Raw genomic sequence first — 19,274 nt, 5'->3', positions numbered from 1 at the left:
GTATTAGCAGTCGTTTCCAACTGTTGTCCCCCACCATAAGGTACATTCCCAAGCATTACTCACCCGTCCGCCGCTCGTCAGCAGAGTAGCAAGCTACTCTCTGTTACCGCTCGACTTGCATGTGTTAGGCCTGCCGCCAGCGTTCAATCTGAGCCATGATCAAACTCTTCAATTAAAAGTTTTTTCTGTCCTTCCCATAAGGGAGCGGACATGCTCAATGAATTCTGAATTTATTTAACATCTTTCGATGTTGAATTGACTGTGCTGAAATAAGTAAACTTATTTCCGTTGGTCACTCAGTTCAATTGAGACTCTAAATTTGTTTGCGTTACTACCTAAGTAGCTTCGCTGTTAGAACTCAATCTGTACGAGTGCCCACACAGATGATTGCTTTATATTGTTAAAGAACGTTGCGATTAAAGCGTTTCACTTTAACTCGCTAGGACTGCGCATATTACGCTTTCCTATTTTTTTGTCAACACTTAATTTTGAGAAAATTTAATTTTTCGAAACTAAGTTTTACTTAACACCCTGAGTTGCTCTTGCCTCGCTAAGCGTTGCTATCTGCCGTCTCAGTGGGGTCGCATTATAGGGAGATGGATTTTTTACGCAAGCACTTTTTTCTAAAAACTTTAAAAAAAAGGGCTTTTTCACCAATTCTTATCTAAACAGCACAAAAGTGAAACTTTATTAACGCTTAAATAACCTTTTTCCTTGTTTAAGGCCCACTAAATCAAAACAAAAAGCCCAGCTAATGTAGCTGGGCTTTTTAAAATTGACAAATCAATTAACTAATTATGCAATGCCGTATTGGTCACGATACGCTTTAACCGCGGCTAAATGCTCATCCATTGTGCCTTTTGCTTCTAGGTAACTAATTAAGTCTGCTAGTTTCACAATAGAGATAACTTTTGTTCCAAAGTCACGTTCAACTTCTTGAATCGCAGAAAGCTCAGCTTTGCCTTTTTCTTGACGGTCTAGAGCAATAAGCACACCACTTAAATCTGCACCATTATCTGCAATGATTTCCATTGATTCACGAATGGCTGTGCCAGCGGTGATCACGTCATCAACTAACATGATTTTACCTTTAAGCTCAGAACCGACTAATGTGCCCCCTTCACCGTGTGCTTTTTTCTCTTTACGATTAAAGCAATAAGGTACATCTTTATCGTGGTGATCCGCTAATGCAACCGCGGTAGTTGTTGCAATTGGAATACCTTTATAGGCTGGACCAAATAAAACATCGTATTCGATGCCTGCATCTTCCAGTGCCGCAGCATAAAAACGTCCCAAGCGAGCAAGATCACGACCGGTGTTAAACAAACCTGCATTAAAGAAGTAAGGGCTAGTACGGCCTGACTTTAAAGTAAACTCACCAAATTTAAGCACCTGCTTTTCAAGTGCGAATTCAATAAACTCTTTTTGATAATCTTTCATTACTAAATTAACCTACTTCTAAATTATGCTAAAGCTTGCTTTTGAGCATCGATAATTTCACGGATAGAATGCTTAGCCAGTGAAAGTAGCTCATCTAATTCATCAAACGAGAAAGGTTCACCCTCGGCAGTCCCTTGGATTTCGATGATTTTGCCGGTTTCAGTCAAAATAACATTCATATCGGTTTCTGCTTCAGAGTCTTCTAGGTATTCAAGGTCTGTAATTGGTTGACCTTTATATACACCCACAGAAATAGCTGCAATCATATGTTTAAGTGGATTAGAGTTGATCATGCCTTTGCTGCGCATGTACGTCAGCGCATCAACAAGCGCAACACATGCGCCGCTGATTGATGCAGTACGAGTTCCGCCATCAGCTTGAATTACGTCACAATCAATTGTAATGGTGTTTTCGCCTAACGCTTTTAAATCAACCGCAGCACGTAATGCGCGTGCGATTAAGCGTTGAATTTCCATTGTACGACCGCCTTGCTTCCCGCGAGCTGCTTCGCGACCATTACGGGTATGTGTTGAACGTGGCAACATACCGTATTCAGCCGTAACCCAACCTTTACCTTGGCCTTTCATAAAGCGTGGTACACCTGCTTCAACAGTTGCAGTACACAATACTTTCGTATTTCCGAACTCTACTAATACTGAACCTTCAGCATGCATAGTGTAATTACGTGTAAATGTAACCGGTCTAATTTGGTTAGGTGTTCTTTCGCTTGGACGCATTAACGATCCCCTTAAATCTGAATTTGCCACATTATAAGTATATATACGTGTAGATGCCATGTTGATTTACATAATTAAATGAATGTGAAATATGCAGCTGAAAAAATTTCCGCTAGAGGTTAAAGGCTGATACGGTATAATCAACCAAATTTGTAAATAAATAACACTAGGAAATCATCCATGATCCACAGCATGACAGCTTATGCGCGTCGCGAAATTAAAGGCGAATGGGGCACTGGCACTTGGGAAATTCGTTCAGTTAACCAACGTTACCTTGAAACTTTTATCCGCGCACCAGAGCAATTTCGTGGGATGGAACCTGTTATCCGTGAACGTTTACGCAAACACCTACAGCGCGGAAAAGTAGAAGTTTTCCTAAAATTTGCAGCAAACCCAGCACATGTTGGTGAGCTAACAATTAATGAATCTCTGGCTGAGCAGCTTATTAAAAGCGCGCAATGGGTGCAGCAACAAAGCAATGGCGACATCAACCCTGTTGATATTTTACGTTGGCCAGGTGTGATGGAAGCTGAAGAGTTAGACATGGATAGTGTGAATACTGCACTGATCGCAGGCTTTGATGAAGTAATCGAAGACTTTAAACAAGCACGAGGCGATGAAGGCGCTAACCTTCACGAAATGATTGCAACCCGTTTAGATGCAATTTTAGAGCAAGTAGTCATTGTTGAGAGCCACTTACCAGAAATAGCTAAATGGCAACGCGACAAACTAAATCAAAAACTAGAAGAGTTAAAAACGGATATCGACGAATCACGTCTTGAGCAAGAACTTATTTACCTTGCTCAAAAACAAGATGTGGCCGAAGAACTAGACCGCTTAAAATCGCATGTTAAAGAAACTAAAAAAATCTTAACGAAAGGTGGCGCTTGCGGTCGTCGTTTAGACTTTATGATGCAAGAGTTTAACCGCGAAGCGAATACGCTTGCGTCTAAGTCAATTAACAGCGACATCACAAACGCAGCTGTCGAACTTAAAGTGTTAATTGAACAAATGCGCGAACAGATCCAAAACATAGAATAATTCTGTTGTTATTTTAAAATAAGAAAGACCCAGCTGTTGCTGGGTCTTTTGTTTAAAAACCACTCTACAGGGGAATAAAGTGGTATTAGCATCGGTGAAGGGAGGCTAATTATTGTAAAAACGTGTTGCAGCTACAGCGTAGTCAGCACGCGTTACCGATTCATCACCATTGAAGTGTACGGTTACTTTTGGCTCTAAGTCGAAGCGGCCTTGGTGTACATCAAAGTACGCATTCAAAATGCCAAGGTCTAGCGCCAGCTGTACATACCCTTTAAGGTGGTCAGGAATGGTATGTTGATCTTCCAGTGCATATCGCTCATCGTTGTAAACCACTGTAATATCTCCGCTAAACGTAGCTGCTGTTTCTTGCAGTGCTAATGATTGCACGAGCGAGTAAGCAAGTTCACTTCGACTCACCTGCTCTGTTGGTGAAAACATCGTTGTATCAGTCAACATTACAGGCGCTTGATCTTGTGCTGTATTACGAAGCGCAGCCCCTTTTTGTGTTACTGCATTAATTGCTGCGCTATACGAAGCATCAACATCGGTATAGCTTACTTGTGTCGCTTTGTTTGATTGTCTCACTCCTGCACCGAGTGTTAAAAAGTCGGCTAATTCTTGGCGAAGTAAAAAGTCATCGGGTTTAAATCCATTCTCTGTTGCATCGACTAACTGCTCACTCACTGCCATTTCAATAAACGCTTTTGCAGGGTGATCAGCGGCTACATCATCAAGTCCAGTGTAACCATCTGTTTTAACTATTTTTACTTTAACAGGAATCGAGCCTGGCACAGCATAACCATTGGTTACACCGAGGGGGTCAACATCTACCCCAGACAAACCACCAATACCACTGGCTTTTAGCACCCATTCGCCGGCTTCTGCAGGGGCTGTTACAGCAATATTTTGGCCCAGTACTGGCAACGCAATACTCGAGCCATAACGTTTACCCGAAGGACTGGTGAGTGACAACCCAATGGTGTTGTCAGAAACATTGGCACTCACCATCAACATTGACGCATCTGGGCTAACATTAATAAGGGTGCCTGAATTATCACCCACGGGGCTAAAATCAACGGTGTCATTGTACTCAGCCTGCACTGATGTTTGCGCTTGAGCATTAAAGTTACGGTTAAGTTTAGTCGTGGTACCAAACGTGCGTTGTTGATCAACGACTGACTGTACTGCGGCATAAGCATTTGCATAACCTGCCCCAACTTCCCAATCTTCAAGTCCGGGCATATTTGTCGCGGTTTCTTGCAAAATGGTTTTCACTTCACGCCATGTCAGGTTTGGATTCGCCTCTAACATCAGCGCGACAATACCTGAAATATGTGGTGCAGCCATTGAGGTGCCGCTCATTGATGTGTAATACGGCACATGATTAATATCCATAATTTCACTATCATCAGCTAGACTCAAGGTGCTCAAGCTTGAAAGTGAAGCTCTTGCTGAAATAACATCAACACCTGGCGCCGTAATTGTTGGTCTATCTTGCCATTCGAGCTGTTCACCATTAATGCTAACAACGCCACCTTTACCTTTCACACCGCGAGAACTAAAGCTGGCCAAATTACCGGTTTTATCACCGGCTGCCACAGTAATAACCCAAGGTGCTTTTTTGAAGTTGCCTGTAATCGTACCTTCACCGCTTCCTGAGTTACCCGCTGAGAAAACAACAATTACCCCATTGTCTGCCAGCTTTTTGGTTGCGATATTTGTTGGATCATCTGGGTTAAAATCTGTGCCTGTGTCGCTTGTATTACCAAACGAGTTTGAAATAACACGAATGTTATAATCGAATTGATGTGTTAAAGCGTAATCAAAACCACCCAGTGTATCTAGAATAAATAAGCCCGCACCCGACCCATAACCGATAATTTTTGCACCCGGCGCGACCCCTTGATACTTACCACTCGACATTGCACCATTACCACCAATAATGCCCGCTACATGTGAACCATGACCGCCCGCAATATCAGTGTTATCAACGTCTTCTTGGTAAGTAATGGGTAATACACTCGACAACGAGTTTAAGTTTGTTTGTGCCAGCACGTTTTGTACTACGTGGTTAGGGTATTTGATGTCGCCATGCGTTCCATCCACCCCTGAATCATTAACGACAACACCAATGCCGCGACCAGAATACGGCATGCCTTTATGTCGTAAAGAGCTATCGGCACGTAATCGGTCAACACCAGTAATTTGAGTTGAACCATCATTTTCTAGTGATAGTGGCGCGTTGTACCAAATTGAACGAACTTTGTCTGATGCGTAGATAGCCTCGATTTGAGCTTTAGTTGCCGTAATACCGACCATAGGCAGGCTTTTTAAACTCACACCGCCTAACACACCTGCCGACTGAATGATGCTCATCAGTTCAGAGTCGACCGCTTTATTACCTTCAAACGTAACAATAACTTCGAACACATCTTGTTCTGTTGCTTGGGTCAGTAACTGACTAATTTCTGGCCCCAAAGATTTAGCTGATAAATTCAGTGACATTAAGCTTAGTCCTGCGCCAACAAGACCCGCGAGTAGTTTTTGTGATTTTAATTGAGTGTTAAGCATGAGAGTAAACCTTAATTTGTTTTGACTCTCTCAGCATGGCAAACACGCAGGCTTTTAAAAATGGGGGAAAACCCCTAGAGCAAGAAGGTTAAAACACCTTTATATGAGTAAATTATATTTTGCAGCGTAACGGACCAGTTCAGCCGCATTGGCGACTTGTAACTTATCAAGCACTTTACCACGATGATTTTCAGCCGTTTTTACACTGATATCTAATGAGCGAGCAATGTCTTTGGTGGTTTTACCTTCGATAATAAGATGAAAAACTTCACGCTCACGACTGGTTAAATTACGATAAGGGTCATCCCAGGTTTCAGCCGGTTTTAATGACATGGTTGCTAATACACTGGCAGCGTATTGGCTAAAATAGGTTTTCCCTTTAGCAAGTGCTTTTACAGCATCTATAAGCTCATCACTGGCGCTGTCTTTTAACAAGTAACCAGATGCACCAGCCCGCACCATATGTATTACGTATTCTTGCTCTTCATGCATGGTTAGCACCAGTACTTTAGCTTCTGGTAACTGCTCATGAAGTCGTTTAACCGCTTCCATGCCGTTTAATTCTGGCATGCTAATATCAATAACAATCACCATTGGCTTTAATTCAAGTGCTTTTTGTACGGCAGATAAACCATCTGCCGCTTCAGCAAGTACTCGAATATCAGGGTCATTGCTCAGTAAACTCACCAGACCTTGGCGCAAAATAGTGTGGTCATCAGCAATCAGTACGCTAATCATATTAATTATTTCCTGTTACTAGCACTTTAATTTCGCAGCCCTGCTGTGGCGCAGTCGTGACCGTTAGCTGACCACCGTATGCCATAACTCGGTCTCGCATTGCCCCTAAGCCAAAGCCTGTTGTTAGATCATCAGGTTGTAGTTCCATACCTTGACCATTATCTTTTACTTTGACCATTAACAAGCTTTTTGTTGCTATCACATTAATGGTAATTAGGCTTGCCTTCGCATGTTTAATGGCGTTGGTCAGCGCTTCTTGTACCACTCTAAATACCAAGGTTTGTATATCACTGGCTAGGTTATTATCAACTTGGTGATGTAAGTTAATAGTAAACGCCTGCTGTTCAGACATCACTCTCACCAACCACTCAAGTGCAGGCACAAGGCCTAAATCGTCTAATATGCGCGGTCGCATAAGCCGTGATATAACCCGAGTATCTGATAATGCTTGGCGAGCTAATTCAATACTCTCATTGAGAGCATGGCTGGGAGCTTCATTTTTTGCTTGCTGTAATTGATTTATTAAAGCGGTGAGTAGCTGCCCAACCCCATCATGCAGCTCTTGTGCTATTTGCTTTCGCTCATTCTCTTGCACCTGCCAAACACGCTTTGCTAAACCACGCATTTGCTCATTAGAGTTTGAAAGTTGCTGCGAAATTTGCTGCTGCTTTTGATTAAGCTCTGCCACCAGCGAGGTGATATCCTTATCATTATTCATAACCAGCCAAATCCTGTAACGAATCATCAAGTTGAAAATAACTTTGATAGTTTAAAAATTCAGCCTTTCTGTCTTTAGGAAGATTGGCCAATAAAGTGTTTAACTCTGAATTAAGCTTTGCTTTTAAGCTACTGGGTGCTTGCTCATTGTGATAAGCAAACTGCACTCTTAATCGATCAAATTGAAAACTCCGCCAGTACCCTCCCATCTTACGAAGCAGAATATCAGCCTGTTTTAGCGTTGCCTGAAAATCAGGCCATTGCTGTTGCATAAACTGCTGTACAGCAAGCAGCTCTAAATACTCAAGATAGGCGTATTGATATAAGGTAAAATCAACATTACCCAGCGCCGCTAAATGAGCACTAATATCTTGCTGTTGACGCAGTGCTTCACGAGCCGCATAAATGAGCTTGGCAATATAAATAGCGCCCTGACTATGATCTTTGCTCATGGGCTCACTCATTTGTTGTTGAGTGATCATCTCACCCGTTATGAGCTCACTGTAAAATGCAAGTCGGCTAACATACTCACGGTTGCCCTTATCGGCGATATCTTGTTTTAAGCTCGCGATTGTTGATGCTGCGCCGGTGATATCACCTAATTGATACGACCAATCAACAAGCCACAAGCCAAATTCACTCATCGCGCGAATATCTTGCAATGACTTTGCTTGCTCATAAATGGCGCTTAACTCAGTGATGCTATTTGCAAAATTTCCTTGCAAAAAGGTCAATTTAGATAAGTAACTACGCGATACCCATTGCTCAAACGTGCTATTGAGTTGTTTAGCATCTGCCAGTGTATTATTGAAAAGATGGTACGCGTTTCGCCAATTTCCCTGTGCTAATTCAATTTGCCCTAAATTCTGCCTTACATGGATGATACCCAAGGGGTATTGAATACCTTGATACAGTTGCTCAGCCTGACGCCAATAAACCAACGCATGCTTTTTATTTAACAGCATAAAATACATGAAACCGATGTTATTCATACTCTCGGCTTGCAGCATTTGGTTGCCAAGCGTCATGCGTATGTCGAGGCCTTGCTGATAATATTCAAGTGCTTTTTGATACAAAGCCTGCTCTTCTTCAAGCACCCCTAACTCGTTAAAGGTATGCGATAGTCCTTCTTGATCGCCTAGTTGCTCGTACAATGAAATGCTCTGTTGTAAATAGCGTTCTGCTTCTGTGTACTGTGCTTTAGCAAGGTGCAATGAAGACAGGTTACCCATGGTGGTTGCCATTCCAGCAATGTCGTCAATGTTTTCGCGGATAGCGAGTGCTTGACGGTAGTAATCAAAGGCTAAATCAATCTCCCCGAGTTGATTGTAAACAACACCAAACGCATTCAGCGCTTCGCCTTCTTGATACGCATTTTTCGATTTTTTGGCAGTTACTAAGGCTTTAACAAAATACTCATCAACCGCTTTTTGATACTGCCCTTGTAAAAATGCAGCTCGGCCAAGCATAAACCATGCATCGGGATGATAAGGGTCAAGGTTAACGACCTCAAGCAACAGCGCTTCCATTTTTTGATGTTGCTCTGTCAGAAAATAAAACTCTGCAAGGGCTATTTTTAATTCCACATCATAAGGAAATGCCTTTACAAGGGCTGCATAGTCAGCTTGAGCTTGCTCTGCTTTACCGGCGAGATCATTAAGCCTCGCACTGGCAAATTTTGCTGTGTAGGTTTTATCTTCAGCAAACTTAAGGGCCTGATTGTAAGCATTCTCAGCATCAAAAAATTGCTGGGTGGCAAGCAATAATTCACCTTGCAGTAACCACCCTAGTCCTGAATTTGGGTGCTTGGCTAAAAACTGCGATAACGATGTTTGCGCTTTTTCAAACTCACCTTTTTGCAGGAACGACTTCACAATAAACAACTCACCTGCAGGTTGAGGGTCAACTTGTAATGCCTTCACTTCAGTTGATAATTGCAATTGCTGTGAAAAACGCTCGGTAAAACTCGACACGCTTTGTTGCCAATTAGCTTGGTTAAAATCGCTCGTTAAGAGTGTATTTTTCTGTAATGTGTGTCCTTCAAGCTGATAAACATTAAATTTAATATCGTGTTGCTCTGAACCACTTGGGTATAGTTGCGGAGCAATCAGGTAGCTTACATTTAATAAGTCAGCCACCAGCGCTAGCTTTTGCTCATCTAACGGCATTGTAATTCCAAGTTGAGAGAGCAACTGACTTAACCTGCCTTGCTCTACTACTCGTAAATGACCTAATTCATGCAGTTGATAGTTAATATATTCAGCAAGCCCTTGTGCAACGCTATCGTCGCTACTTTGTAAAGGTAAAACAGCCACTGCATAGTATTCTTTCTCAGGCTGTTGGGGAGTATCGTGTGGCATGCTTAAAAATACCGCAGCCATAATAAACAAGCCTATAACCACCACGACAGCCATCAACATAGAGTGTTTTTTAATGTTGTGCGGTTTTTCTTTAATTTGTTTTAAAAATGCCGTTTGTGCCTCAGTGGCATTTTTAAAACGTGCGTTAACTTGAGAATGAATAAGTTTGTTGATAAATGGCGCAATAAAAGCCAGTTGTTTATGCTTTACGCGACATTTTGCTTTATTAAGCTGCTTTGCCGTTAATACCTCATCAAGGCTTTGTCCAGTAAAGGGAAGTTCACCACAACACAGCTGATACAACACCACGCCAACCGCATATAAATCAGTAGTCGAATTTACAGCCCCAAACTGCAAATACTCTGGAGGGGCATAATGAACCGTCCCCACAATATCGCCCACATCTGCGCTGCCTTCTAACACCGATAAACCAAAGTCTGAAATATACAGTCGTCCCTTTTTATCGAGCATAATATTGGCGGGTTTAATATCTCGGTGAACAACATTGGCTTGCTCCACAAAAACCAATGCCTCTAATAACTGGCTGACAAATGTAATAAGCTCTTCACGACTCTGAAAAGTCAGGCTAGCCTCTTCTAGCGATTGGCCATCAATCCAATCCATCGTTATAAAATGTAGATTTTGCCAATGATAATATTCATGAACACGTAAAATAGTCGGGTGGCTTAATTGACGTAAATGCAGTAATTCTTGTTTGAACTTTGCAATCGCATCTGATTGCTGACTAATTGATTGATTAAGTACTTTAATGGCAATGTGTGTATCAAGCTGTTTGTCGTAGGCGCGGTAAACACACCCATACTGACCTTGACCACACATGGCTTCAATCTCAAAACGGCCAAGTAAACATTCGCCAGGCTTAAGATAAGTCGGTGAGCTAATTACCTGAGTTTCATGCAATTCATCACTGCTATTTTTAGAAACGTCGTTATTGCTCATATCACCTATTTAACAGGGGTTAATGACATAAATTAAATAAAGTATAGCCAGTATTTTCGTTAACGTGCTTATCTGTAACCACTTTTTGTAAGTTATCAATAGATTGTTGCAACAGTAAGGCTTGCACTGCGGCCTCAATTTGAAGTCCCATGCTGTGGAAAATTTCGATGTCTAAATCAGTCAGTACTTTTCCCGCTAATTGGCTGTCGGTATACACAACCCCAACAACTCGACCGTCAAATAGTAACGGGATACACGCTAGCGAGGATATTTTTTTCAACTGAATACTGTCGCGGTGTTTGAGTAAGTCATGTACCGACACATCCATAGCCACCACGGGTTCTGCTTTTTCAAAGCAACGAGAGATTGCACCAACACTGCCTTCAAAGCGTTTCAATTTAAAATCACCCGTTTTGAAACCTTGTGCGATACATACTTGTAATGAATCTAATTGTTCGCCTAATAGCAACACACCACGCTGCGTGCCTGTTAACGTAATTAGGTTATGTAATTGGGCAATTAGGCTTTCTTTTAAATAGTCTGTATTAGAAGACGGTGAGGCTAACTTACTTTGTGTTAATCGCCAGGTGTTATGCTCATTAATGGCCGCTATTTGCGACATTGACTTTGCTTCAAACAAGCAATCTAACTCACCAATCGAAATGATTGCATCATCAGCAAGGGTTGAGTGAGTGACAACGGCACCGTTTACTTTCGTGCCGTTTAAACTTCGTTGATCATTAAGTTGCCATGCATCATTACTGTGCGACACACGAGCATGCTGACGTGACACCGTTGGGTGTTCCAAAATTAACTGACACTCTTTCGCACGTCCTATGAGGTATCCACTCTGTTCGTATAAATAGCTTTCCATCGCAGGCTGATCAGTATAACAAACCGTAATTCTAGCGGGCATACACAACTACTCTACAAACCTTATTATTCTTAATTGGCAAGTCTCAAACTAAAGCGTAACGTATTTGCATAAGCTATCAGCTCACCCATCACGTTATCGACATCTCGGCTTGAGCGCCACACATCTGGAATTGCTTGGCCTCGATTAGCTTTCACATTATTAATAAACTGGCTAACTTTGCTACTCGCTGAGCTGTAATCAAGCGTCATGATTGCTTGATTAATATCGGCGACGTCTTGCAATAGTGTTGAATAAACAACACTGTCAATCTGGCTAGAAAAAGCATTTAACGCCGTTTGTAAGTCGTTAAACTTTGTATTGATCACAACGGTTGCAGGGCGTAAATCAGCGACAATTATAAACTGTGAAAAGCGGCCTGTTGAACCGCGAGCACGGTAACTCCCCGCCCCCATTGTTGTGGTAATATCTTTAAACTCACCACCCAAAGGTGCTTTAAAAAAGCGTAGCGGCGTACCCGCTGTGTACTCTAAATTGTGCGTATGAATGTCAACACTCGCGACTCCCGAAAACGAAAAACCGCCACTGGTATCAGGCTCAATAGTAATCATCATTGGAAAAAGCGCTTGCAAAGAAATATTGCTACTGTTTGGTAGTCGCTGCAAAAGATTAAGCGACGTGATATCAATAATTTCGGCTGTAATACCTATGTTATCAGCGGTAAGGCCTACTGCATTTTCAAATTCAAGGGTGATATCTGCTGAAATATTTGCAGGGAGGTTAATCACGGCCTCAACAGTATTACCTTGAACATTGACACTAACTAATTCTGTGCTGTGTGATACGGGGCTTGAAAGCATCATTATTAAAGCAAATGCAATGATGTAAAACGTCTTGAACTGGCTCATATTCTCAACTCTCTCGTGACGACGGCAAGCCGAAGTAACACGTTTATTTAACAAACTACAACATTAAACTTACTTTCGACTGGGGTATTTCGCAAGTTTTTAATGAAAAATAACGAATAAAAACCAACCATTTTTCAGGTTGGTTTTTATTCATCAAGGACTTAACTATCTTAAATATTGATTGAACACTCGACCAATAATCACCGCGTAATCACCCCGGCTTACTACGGTGTCTGGTTCAAAGTAAGCAACAAGCGTCGGTGTTAAATCATAGCGACCCTGTTCAAGCTCAAAACGGACACCTAACAGCGACATATCAACAGCCAATTGCACATACCCTTTTAATTCGCTAGGTATCGCATTGCTATCACGAAGCGGGATTTGTTCGCCGTTGTAAGCAACCGTGATATCGCCCGTGTGATTGCCAGCCTGCGATTGTAAGCCAAGTGCTTGCACTAATGAGTACGCTAAATCGGTTTTGCTAACTGTGCCCGTCGGATTAAATGACTGACCCGATACTAACATTACTGGATTTTGCTCTTGTTTACGGTCTTTTAACGCTGAGCCTACTGACGTAACGGCATCGACAAACGCATCGCTACCAGACATAACATCCACAAAGGCCGGTTTTTGTGTCGCCAGAATGTCACGTTGTTGTCTGATTGCCATTCCCATCACAAGATACTGAGCAAGCTCTGCACGTGATAGGTTTACATCAGGGCGGTAGTAGCCATCATCGTGACCATCAACGAGTCGTTCACTAACCGCAAACTCAATCGCTTTTCGAGCTGGGTGAACAAAAATATCATTAAGCCCTTGGTATCCACCTGACTTCAAAATACTAATTTCACCACTAATAAACTCAGGTAAGCCTGGGCCATTTGTGACACCTGTAGGATCGGCTTCTACACCTGATAACGAGGTCAAACCAAATGCAGATAACTTCCACTCTCCGGCTTGTGCTGGCGCTGAAACACGCATTGAAGTATCAAGTACTGGCAAGGTTAAGTTGCCAAAATAAACCGTGCCATCGGGTGCTTCAAGTTTGAGTTTAGTGGTGTTCGCCAGCACATCTGCAGCCACATTGATAAACGCAGCATCACTGCCAACAGTAAAGGTAAATTCCTCTGGTTCACCCACTGGTGAGTAGAACACTTCAAATGGGGTGGGTGAGCTGTCATCCACAATAATGGCATTCGCATTAAAGTCGTTTAAGTTATTTACTGTGACACTATTTTCAGCGTTATAACCCAATGCGCCAGCTACAGCGGCATACGCATTGACATAACCAGCGCCCACTTCCCATGCCTGATAGCCCGGCATGTTTGTCGCTGTTTCTTGCATAATTTGTTTAATTTGCAGCGGTGTTAAGTCGGGGTTTGCTTCCAGCATCAGCGCAGCCACACCCGCAACATGGGGGGTGGCCATTGACGTGCCTGAAATCATTGTGTAATAAGGTAAGTATTCAGCTTCAATTGCGTCAATGTCATCTGCACCGCCGTTCGATACGATGTTCGTTTTTGCGCGTGTCGAAATAATATCCACTCCCGGTGCGACTATTGTTATTTCATTTTTATACTGCCACTCACTGCCGTCTGGCATAGTAAAGGTGCCTTGTTCACCACTTTTACCCCGTGATGAAAAATCAATTAAATCACCTTGCTTGGTGCCTGCACCCACCGACATTCCCCATGGAATTTGTGCATATGGGTTGTGAGTATCTTCGCCTGAACCTGAATTACCCGCAGCAAACACTGATAACATACCCAACTTGTAAGCTTTGTAAGATGCCAATGAAATAGGATCATGGCTTTCGAACTTACCACTGCTTCCCCATGAGTTACTCATGATACGAATCGGCGAGTTAAAATCCCAAATATGGGTAATGGCATAGTCATAACCACCCAGAGCATCCAAAATAGAAATACCTGCGCCAGAACCATAACCAATTAAATCAGCACCCGGTGCTGCACCTTGGTACTTACCATCAGAATGACTTCCCCAACCAGCCACAGTGCCCGCACAGTGTGTGCCATGACCTACATTTAAATCGGTGTTAAGTTGGCCTTCAATCCACACACCACTTGCACCAGTAATTGAAATAGCACTGGCATGAGTAATCCCTTGCACGTTTTCAATGACTTTAGCGCCATACTCTAAATCAGCGAGTGACGCATCAATACCAGAATCATTGACAAGAACGGTGACGCCTTTACCTGTGAACGTCATCCCATTATTAGCCGTGAATTCGTCTGATTGAAGCTTTTCGACCCCCGTAATTTCTCGCGCTTCTAGGTTGTAATAAGTTAAAGGTCTATTTGCAAAAATAGAGCGAACCCCTTCCATTGCTGCTAACTTTTTAATTTGTGTAGGTGATGCAACAACACCAATCATTGGTAATGACTTAAATTGCACACTTTGTGTGATACCTAGATTAATTAACTTACTTATTTGTGTGGCTTTAAGTGCTTCCATTTGCTCGTAACTTACAACCACCATCGCTTTGTCTGTGAGCGACATAGTTTTAAGCTGTTGCTCTAATTGAGAGCCTATCACTGCGGCTGCCGCTGCGTTTAAACTGAATCCTGCAAGCGTTAAACCAACCGCCATATTTTTCATTAATAGTTTCATCTGACACCTACCTTGCGTGAATTGACGCCTAAAATGGTTAATGTTTTATTTACATTTCTAATTAAATAGCCGAATGAAGTTGGCAGCTATCAGGATCAATCCCTACATGGCATGAGGGAAATCCCCTATTAGGTAAGGTATTAAATGAATTTTTACGGGCACTACCTAGTAAAGGTTAAGCGTTTTCTATCCCCTTTGAGGAATATCTTTCGTCCTATGTTTCAACTAGATTGATTAAACCATTCGTCATTTAAAAGTAAGGATTGAGAATGTCTGCTCGTACAGAAACATCAAATGATATAGCGAGCGAAAGCGCTAATGCTATTGACCTTGTCAATGAAGATAACTCAACCACCAAGCAACACACTCATATTGGACAAGCTATTTCTGGCAGTAACATAAACTGGGAGGCGCAATCGCCCATTAAGCTCATTGCGCATATCATCGATAATTTTCATGAAAAGCACAGAATGCAATTTCAACAATTGATCCAATTAACCAAAGCAGTGAAATTAAAAAATACTGATCATGCTGACTACCCTCATCATCTGGAATCTCATTTATCGCAAATGAAATATGAACTTGAAGAACATATGATGAAAGAAGAGGCCATTTTATTCCCAATGATCATGAAAGGTTATTATCCATCGGGTCCTATTAGTGTGATGGAAGCAGAGCACTTAGAGCACGAGAAGGCACTCGAAAAATTAACCACACTCACCAATAAGTTTACTCCTCCGCACGATGCTGATGAAGACTGGCAGCGTCTTTATGCCAAAATACATGAGCTCTACAACGATTTAAACGAGCACATTCATTTAGAAAATAATATTCTTTTTATGCAAGGTTAAGGCAAAAGGGGCAATAGACGCCCCTTTACATTGTTAGGCTAACGCTGATTGTTGTACTTTTGTGCATTGGTAATGTCGCAATTTGTGCTCTTTGCGTCGGCCATGACTAAATGACGACACTCTTTTTAAGTAGCCAATCACGCGTGTGCCATAATCAATATCTGTTGAACCACACTGTGAGCATGATTGCCTTGAGCGCTTATCGATATACTCACAGTGATTACAAATGGTGATCCTCACATTAATGCAAAAATAATTGCACCCCGTTCGCGCTGCCACATTAAATAACTGCATATATTGCTCAGTGTCTAAATGCTCTTCTAAGTTCAAATGCAGTGCTGAGCCACCATCTAAAAACTCTGTCATCGATTTACCATGCAATATAAACTTATCAAGGTGATTTAGTGTTGTGTCTTCTACTAAATAGAAATAACTGTTGTAGCATTCTCTTGGCGTGAAGTAGCCATCTTCGCTATCCCATTTGGCATTTTTTATCCCTAAATTTTCAGCAGGAACAAACTCAGTGTTAAATAAAAAGCCGGTCTCTTTTGTTGCTAAGCGATTCTCTTTATAAATCACTTCTAACTGACTTTTCACCCATTCTTTATACGCATCATTAACCCCCACTTGAATACCTAAATACTCTGCGGCTTCAACCATGCCATTAATACCAATGGTTAAAAATTGCTTGTTAAAGGAAATAAACCCTGCGTCGTACACCGGTAGCATGCCCGCTTGCTGGTACTCTTCCATTAAGGTGCGATACGCGATTTGATAAGCATGTATTTTTCTTATTTCTGTTGCTAGGTCTCTGCCATCTTGCACCAATCGATTCATATTGAGTGTAATAACATTGATAGAGCCCGTCGAAACGCCCCCCGCGCCTAAACTATACGAAAAACTATGATCGCTAATTTCATTACGAAGTCGACAGCATGAGGCTAATGAATCAGCATCGGTTGATTGATAAACAAAAAATGAGCCGCCCTGACTTAAGTTTTCGGCACACATCAATGCAAATTCTTTATCTTTAGGTTCATTGTCTTCTACTAGCATGGCAGCGGTGACAACAGGGAATGTTAAAACAGCTTTGTTTCGCTCTTGGTTAAACCAATTTAAAAACATGTCTTGCAGTGCCTTTAAAGACGACCAATCTGGAGCCGTCATATCAGGAAACACAAAATGACCAAACATAGCCTCAAAGTATGCACTATCGTACAACGAGATATTCCAAAATACGCTTTGATAACCTCGTGCAGCAGCGGGTTGATTTAAAGCGTACACGACGTGCTGTAAGTGATTTTCTATCTGTTTATAGTGAGTAACTAAATAATCATCGCCGTAATCCTTACGCGCAAAGTAATCAAAATACATTAAAAATTCGACCGTCGCGACAGCCCCTGCAAACTGCGCGCTAATTGCAAAAACAAGATTCACAAAACTGCCGCAGAACGATTCTAAATGCTTGGGTGCCTTAGACTCTCCCCCTAATTTGGTTAGCCCATCCAATAAAAATGGATACATGGTGATAGAAGTACAGTAAGGCTTTAAACTCGTTTCATCATGCACATAAATTTCATGATTCTCAATTTGTCGAAGGTACTCTTTGCCCAATGACTCGCCGAAAAGCGCGGTTATTTTATTACTAACCTGAGTGCGATTAACGTGAATGAAAAAGTCTTTCATTATTTCTGATTCTAGCGTCGCTATATTTTTTAATGTCACATTTGCATTCGCATCCACTTTAGAACCATCGGCCGCATTCTTGGCCTGTGTATAGTTTTCGATGAAACGCATTTTTTCTTTTAATTGTTCACAATTCAGCATAGACATTTTTGTTATCCTTTTAAAAATAATGAGTTAAGTACCTTACCCGAAGCAATTTCAATAAATCGTTGATTAGTTAAATGGCTCGCCAGGCCACCTAATTCAGCGACATAACGGCCCGTTTTTACATAAGTCAGCTGTGCTTTTAATTGCTCCGACACATCCTCAAGCCCGGTATACAAACACGTTGCTAAGCCTTGCTGCGTTGCTAACTTTAAAAAATAAACTAAATCACCTTCCTGCCATTCTCCGCCAAAAAACACCACACAAGTTATCAAGTGCTTATAGCGCTCAAGTAACCCTAGAAAGCGTTGCGATGTTAACCGCTCACCATGCTTTGGATCCCATGTATCAACGCTATGACACCCAGGACAGCGCAAGGGGCACCCCGTGCACACAAAGCCTAACGCAATGTGTCCGGGGACTTCTTGAAAGCACACTTGGGGTTCTAATACATTAAACATAAACCACTACATATTGTGTTTTAAATTTCAATATGATCAATATATAGTATCAACACCGTTTTAAGCCAGTTTGAAACTTGATCTAGATCAAAGCAGCTTAGTTCTGCCAAAAGAACAAAATGGGTAGCCAATCAAAACCCCCTCCTGTCAAAAATAAAATGCAGCGAAACGGAGCGCCCCCCAAACACCTCTACCTACTTTGGAGGAGTTACCTTTACCCATCACTTTGCTAGAGTGCGAATAAATGAATTGTAAAGAGATGAAAATGACTGCGAAAATTGGAATTTTGACTGTTAGTGATCGCGCAAGCCGAGGCCAGTACGATGACTTATCGGGACCCGCTATCACCGATACATTAAATGACTATTTAAGTTCGCCATGGCAGGCATGCTATCGATTAGTCGAAGACGAGCAACATTTAATTGAAGCGGCATTATGCGAGCTTGCCGATCAAGAACAATGCGCTTTAATCATTACCACAGGTGGAACGGGTCCCGCCAAACGAGACATAACCCCCGAAGCCACAGAAGCGGTGTGTGACAAAATGATGCCAGGATTTGGTGAGTTAATGCGTACTGAAAGCTTAAAATACGTGCCAACGGCTATACTCTCTCGACAAACAGCGGGGATAAGAGACCGCTCATTAATTATTAACTTACCGGGCAAACCCAAAGCGATTCGTCAATGTCTTGATGCCGTATTTCCTGCGGTGCCTTATTGTATTGATTTACTTGAAGGGCCTTACTTAGAATGTGATGAATCTGTGGTTCAAGTATTTAGACCTAAGTCATAAATAAGGTTTGTCATAACGTTAAAACATCCCCTTAGTTAATAACGAAAAAAGCCAGCTTAAGCTTAATGCAGATCAGTTAAGCATATTTTTATGATCACTTGACTGATCTTTTCATAGCTTCACAATCCGATATTAGAAATAGTATCGGATTTTTTTATGTCTCTAATTCAACACTTCGATGATATGTCCTCCTTTTTAGATGATGTACATACACTCGACAAACTTAAGCAGGTTCTTGACCCTGATATTCTTGAACAAGCATTTGAACATGCGGGAGTTGCCACTGTTCGCAGAAGGCGGTTACCGCTAGAAGCTATTATGTGGTCTGTAATTGGAATGAGTTTATTCCGAAACGAAACTGT

Annotated in this window: 15 protein-coding genes and 1 rRNA gene; 4 read left to right on the top strand and 12 right to left on the bottom strand. The window is 41.9% G+C overall.

The window, feature by feature from the left end; translation table 11 throughout:
• From LPA49_RS21550 to rph, 3 genes are all read right to left on the bottom strand, one after another.
• Positions 1-175: ribosomal RNA gene (locus LPA49_RS21550) — 16S ribosomal RNA — on the bottom strand; the annotation flags it as partial.
• Between the two features lie 620 nt (positions 176-795).
• Positions 796-1,440: an orotate phosphoribosyltransferase gene (pyrE, locus tag LPA49_RS21545; RefSeq protein ID WP_036973002.1), complete on the bottom strand. Its 645-nt coding sequence runs from the start codon at positions 1,438-1,440 to the stop codon at positions 796-798.
• Positions 1,441-1,463: 23 nt separating this feature from the next.
• Complete coding sequence (gene rph, locus LPA49_RS21540; RefSeq protein WP_036973003.1) at positions 1,464-2,177, bottom strand: ribonuclease PH; 714 nt, start codon at positions 2,175-2,177, stop codon at positions 1,464-1,466.
• A gap of 180 nt (positions 2,178-2,357) precedes the next feature.
• On the opposite strand from rph, the gene LPA49_RS21535 reads away from it, so the two are divergent.
• The gene (locus LPA49_RS21535; protein ID WP_036973004.1) at positions 2,358-3,218 is read left to right on the top strand and encodes a YicC/YloC family endoribonuclease; all 861 of its coding nucleotides are present in this window, start codon (positions 2,358-2,360) and stop codon (positions 3,216-3,218) included.
• A gap of 105 nt (positions 3,219-3,323) precedes the next feature.
• On the opposite strand, the gene LPA49_RS21530 is transcribed toward LPA49_RS21535, so the two are convergent.
• The 7 genes from LPA49_RS21530 to LPA49_RS21500 all read right to left on the bottom strand — a co-directional run bounded on the left by LPA49_RS21530 (position 3,324) and on the right by LPA49_RS21500 (position 14,977).
• Positions 3,324-5,789, bottom strand: coding sequence for a S8 family serine peptidase (locus LPA49_RS21530; protein ID WP_180311109.1), 2,466 nt, complete (start codon positions 5,787-5,789; stop codon positions 3,324-3,326).
• Between the two features lie 99 nt (positions 5,790-5,888).
• Complete coding sequence (locus tag LPA49_RS21525; protein ID WP_180311110.1) at positions 5,889-6,527, bottom strand: response regulator transcription factor; 639 nt, start codon at positions 6,525-6,527, stop codon at positions 5,889-5,891.
• Between the two features lies 1 nt (position 6,528).
• Entirely contained in the window at positions 6,529-7,245 is a 717-nt protein-coding gene (locus tag LPA49_RS21520; RefSeq protein WP_180311111.1) for a sensor histidine kinase, read from the bottom strand.
• Positions 7,238-10,564 (bottom strand): serine/threonine-protein kinase, encoded by a 3,327-nt coding sequence (locus tag LPA49_RS21515; RefSeq protein WP_180311112.1) that lies wholly within the window; start codon positions 10,562-10,564, stop codon positions 7,238-7,240. The genes LPA49_RS21520 and LPA49_RS21515 overlap by 8 nt, the downstream gene beginning before the upstream one ends.
• Positions 10,565-10,583: 19 nt before the next feature.
• Complete coding sequence (locus tag LPA49_RS21510; RefSeq protein WP_180311113.1) at positions 10,584-11,480, bottom strand: FHA domain-containing protein; 897 nt, start codon at positions 11,478-11,480, stop codon at positions 10,584-10,586.
• Between the two features lie 29 nt (positions 11,481-11,509).
• Positions 11,510-12,346 carry a DUF6689 family protein gene (locus LPA49_RS21505; protein WP_036973011.1) on the bottom strand — a complete coding sequence of 279 codons (837 nt, stop codon included), beginning with the start codon at positions 12,344-12,346 and terminating at the stop codon, positions 11,510-11,512.
• A 165-nt stretch (positions 12,347-12,511) separates the two neighbouring features.
• Positions 12,512-14,977 carry a S8 family serine peptidase gene (locus tag LPA49_RS21500; RefSeq protein ID WP_218977102.1) on the bottom strand — a complete coding sequence of 822 codons (2,466 nt, stop codon included), beginning with the start codon at positions 14,975-14,977 and terminating at the stop codon, positions 12,512-12,514.
• A gap of 269 nt (positions 14,978-15,246) precedes the next feature.
• Between LPA49_RS21500 and LPA49_RS21495 the strand changes: the two genes are divergently transcribed.
• Positions 15,247-15,828 carry a hemerythrin domain-containing protein gene (locus tag LPA49_RS21495; protein WP_083633662.1) on the top strand — a complete coding sequence of 194 codons (582 nt, stop codon included), beginning with the start codon at positions 15,247-15,249 and terminating at the stop codon, positions 15,826-15,828.
• Positions 15,829-15,861: 33 nt separating this feature from the next.
• Here the strand turns inward: LPA49_RS21495 and nrdD are convergent, their stop codons facing one another.
• Complete coding sequence (gene nrdD / locus LPA49_RS21490; protein WP_180311115.1) at positions 15,862-17,661, bottom strand: anaerobic ribonucleoside-triphosphate reductase; 1,800 nt, start codon at positions 17,659-17,661, stop codon at positions 15,862-15,864.
• A 5-nt stretch (positions 17,662-17,666) separates the two neighbouring features.
• Entirely contained in the window at positions 17,667-18,119 is a 453-nt protein-coding gene (gene nrdG / locus LPA49_RS21485) for an anaerobic ribonucleoside-triphosphate reductase activating protein (RefSeq protein WP_065978358.1), read from the bottom strand.
• Positions 18,120-18,384: 265 nt separating this feature from the next.
• On the opposite strand from nrdG, the gene mog reads away from it, so the two are divergent.
• Positions 18,385-18,912, top strand: a complete 528-nt coding sequence (gene mog, locus LPA49_RS21480) for a molybdopterin adenylyltransferase (RefSeq protein WP_036973017.1) — start codon at positions 18,385-18,387, stop codon at positions 18,910-18,912.
• Between the two features lie 156 nt (positions 18,913-19,068).
• The coding region (locus tag LPA49_RS21475) for a transposase domain-containing protein (RefSeq protein WP_178387093.1) at positions 19,069-19,274 on the top strand (206 nt) is incomplete at its 3' end.

The organism is Pseudoalteromonas sp. MB41 (assembly GCF_020966275.1).
GTDB lineage: Bacteria > Pseudomonadota > Gammaproteobacteria > Enterobacterales > Alteromonadaceae > Pseudoalteromonas > Pseudoalteromonas lipolytica.
The sequence above is the reverse complement of the archived record's forward strand: the minus strand, read 5'-3'. Positions and strand labels throughout refer to the sequence as shown.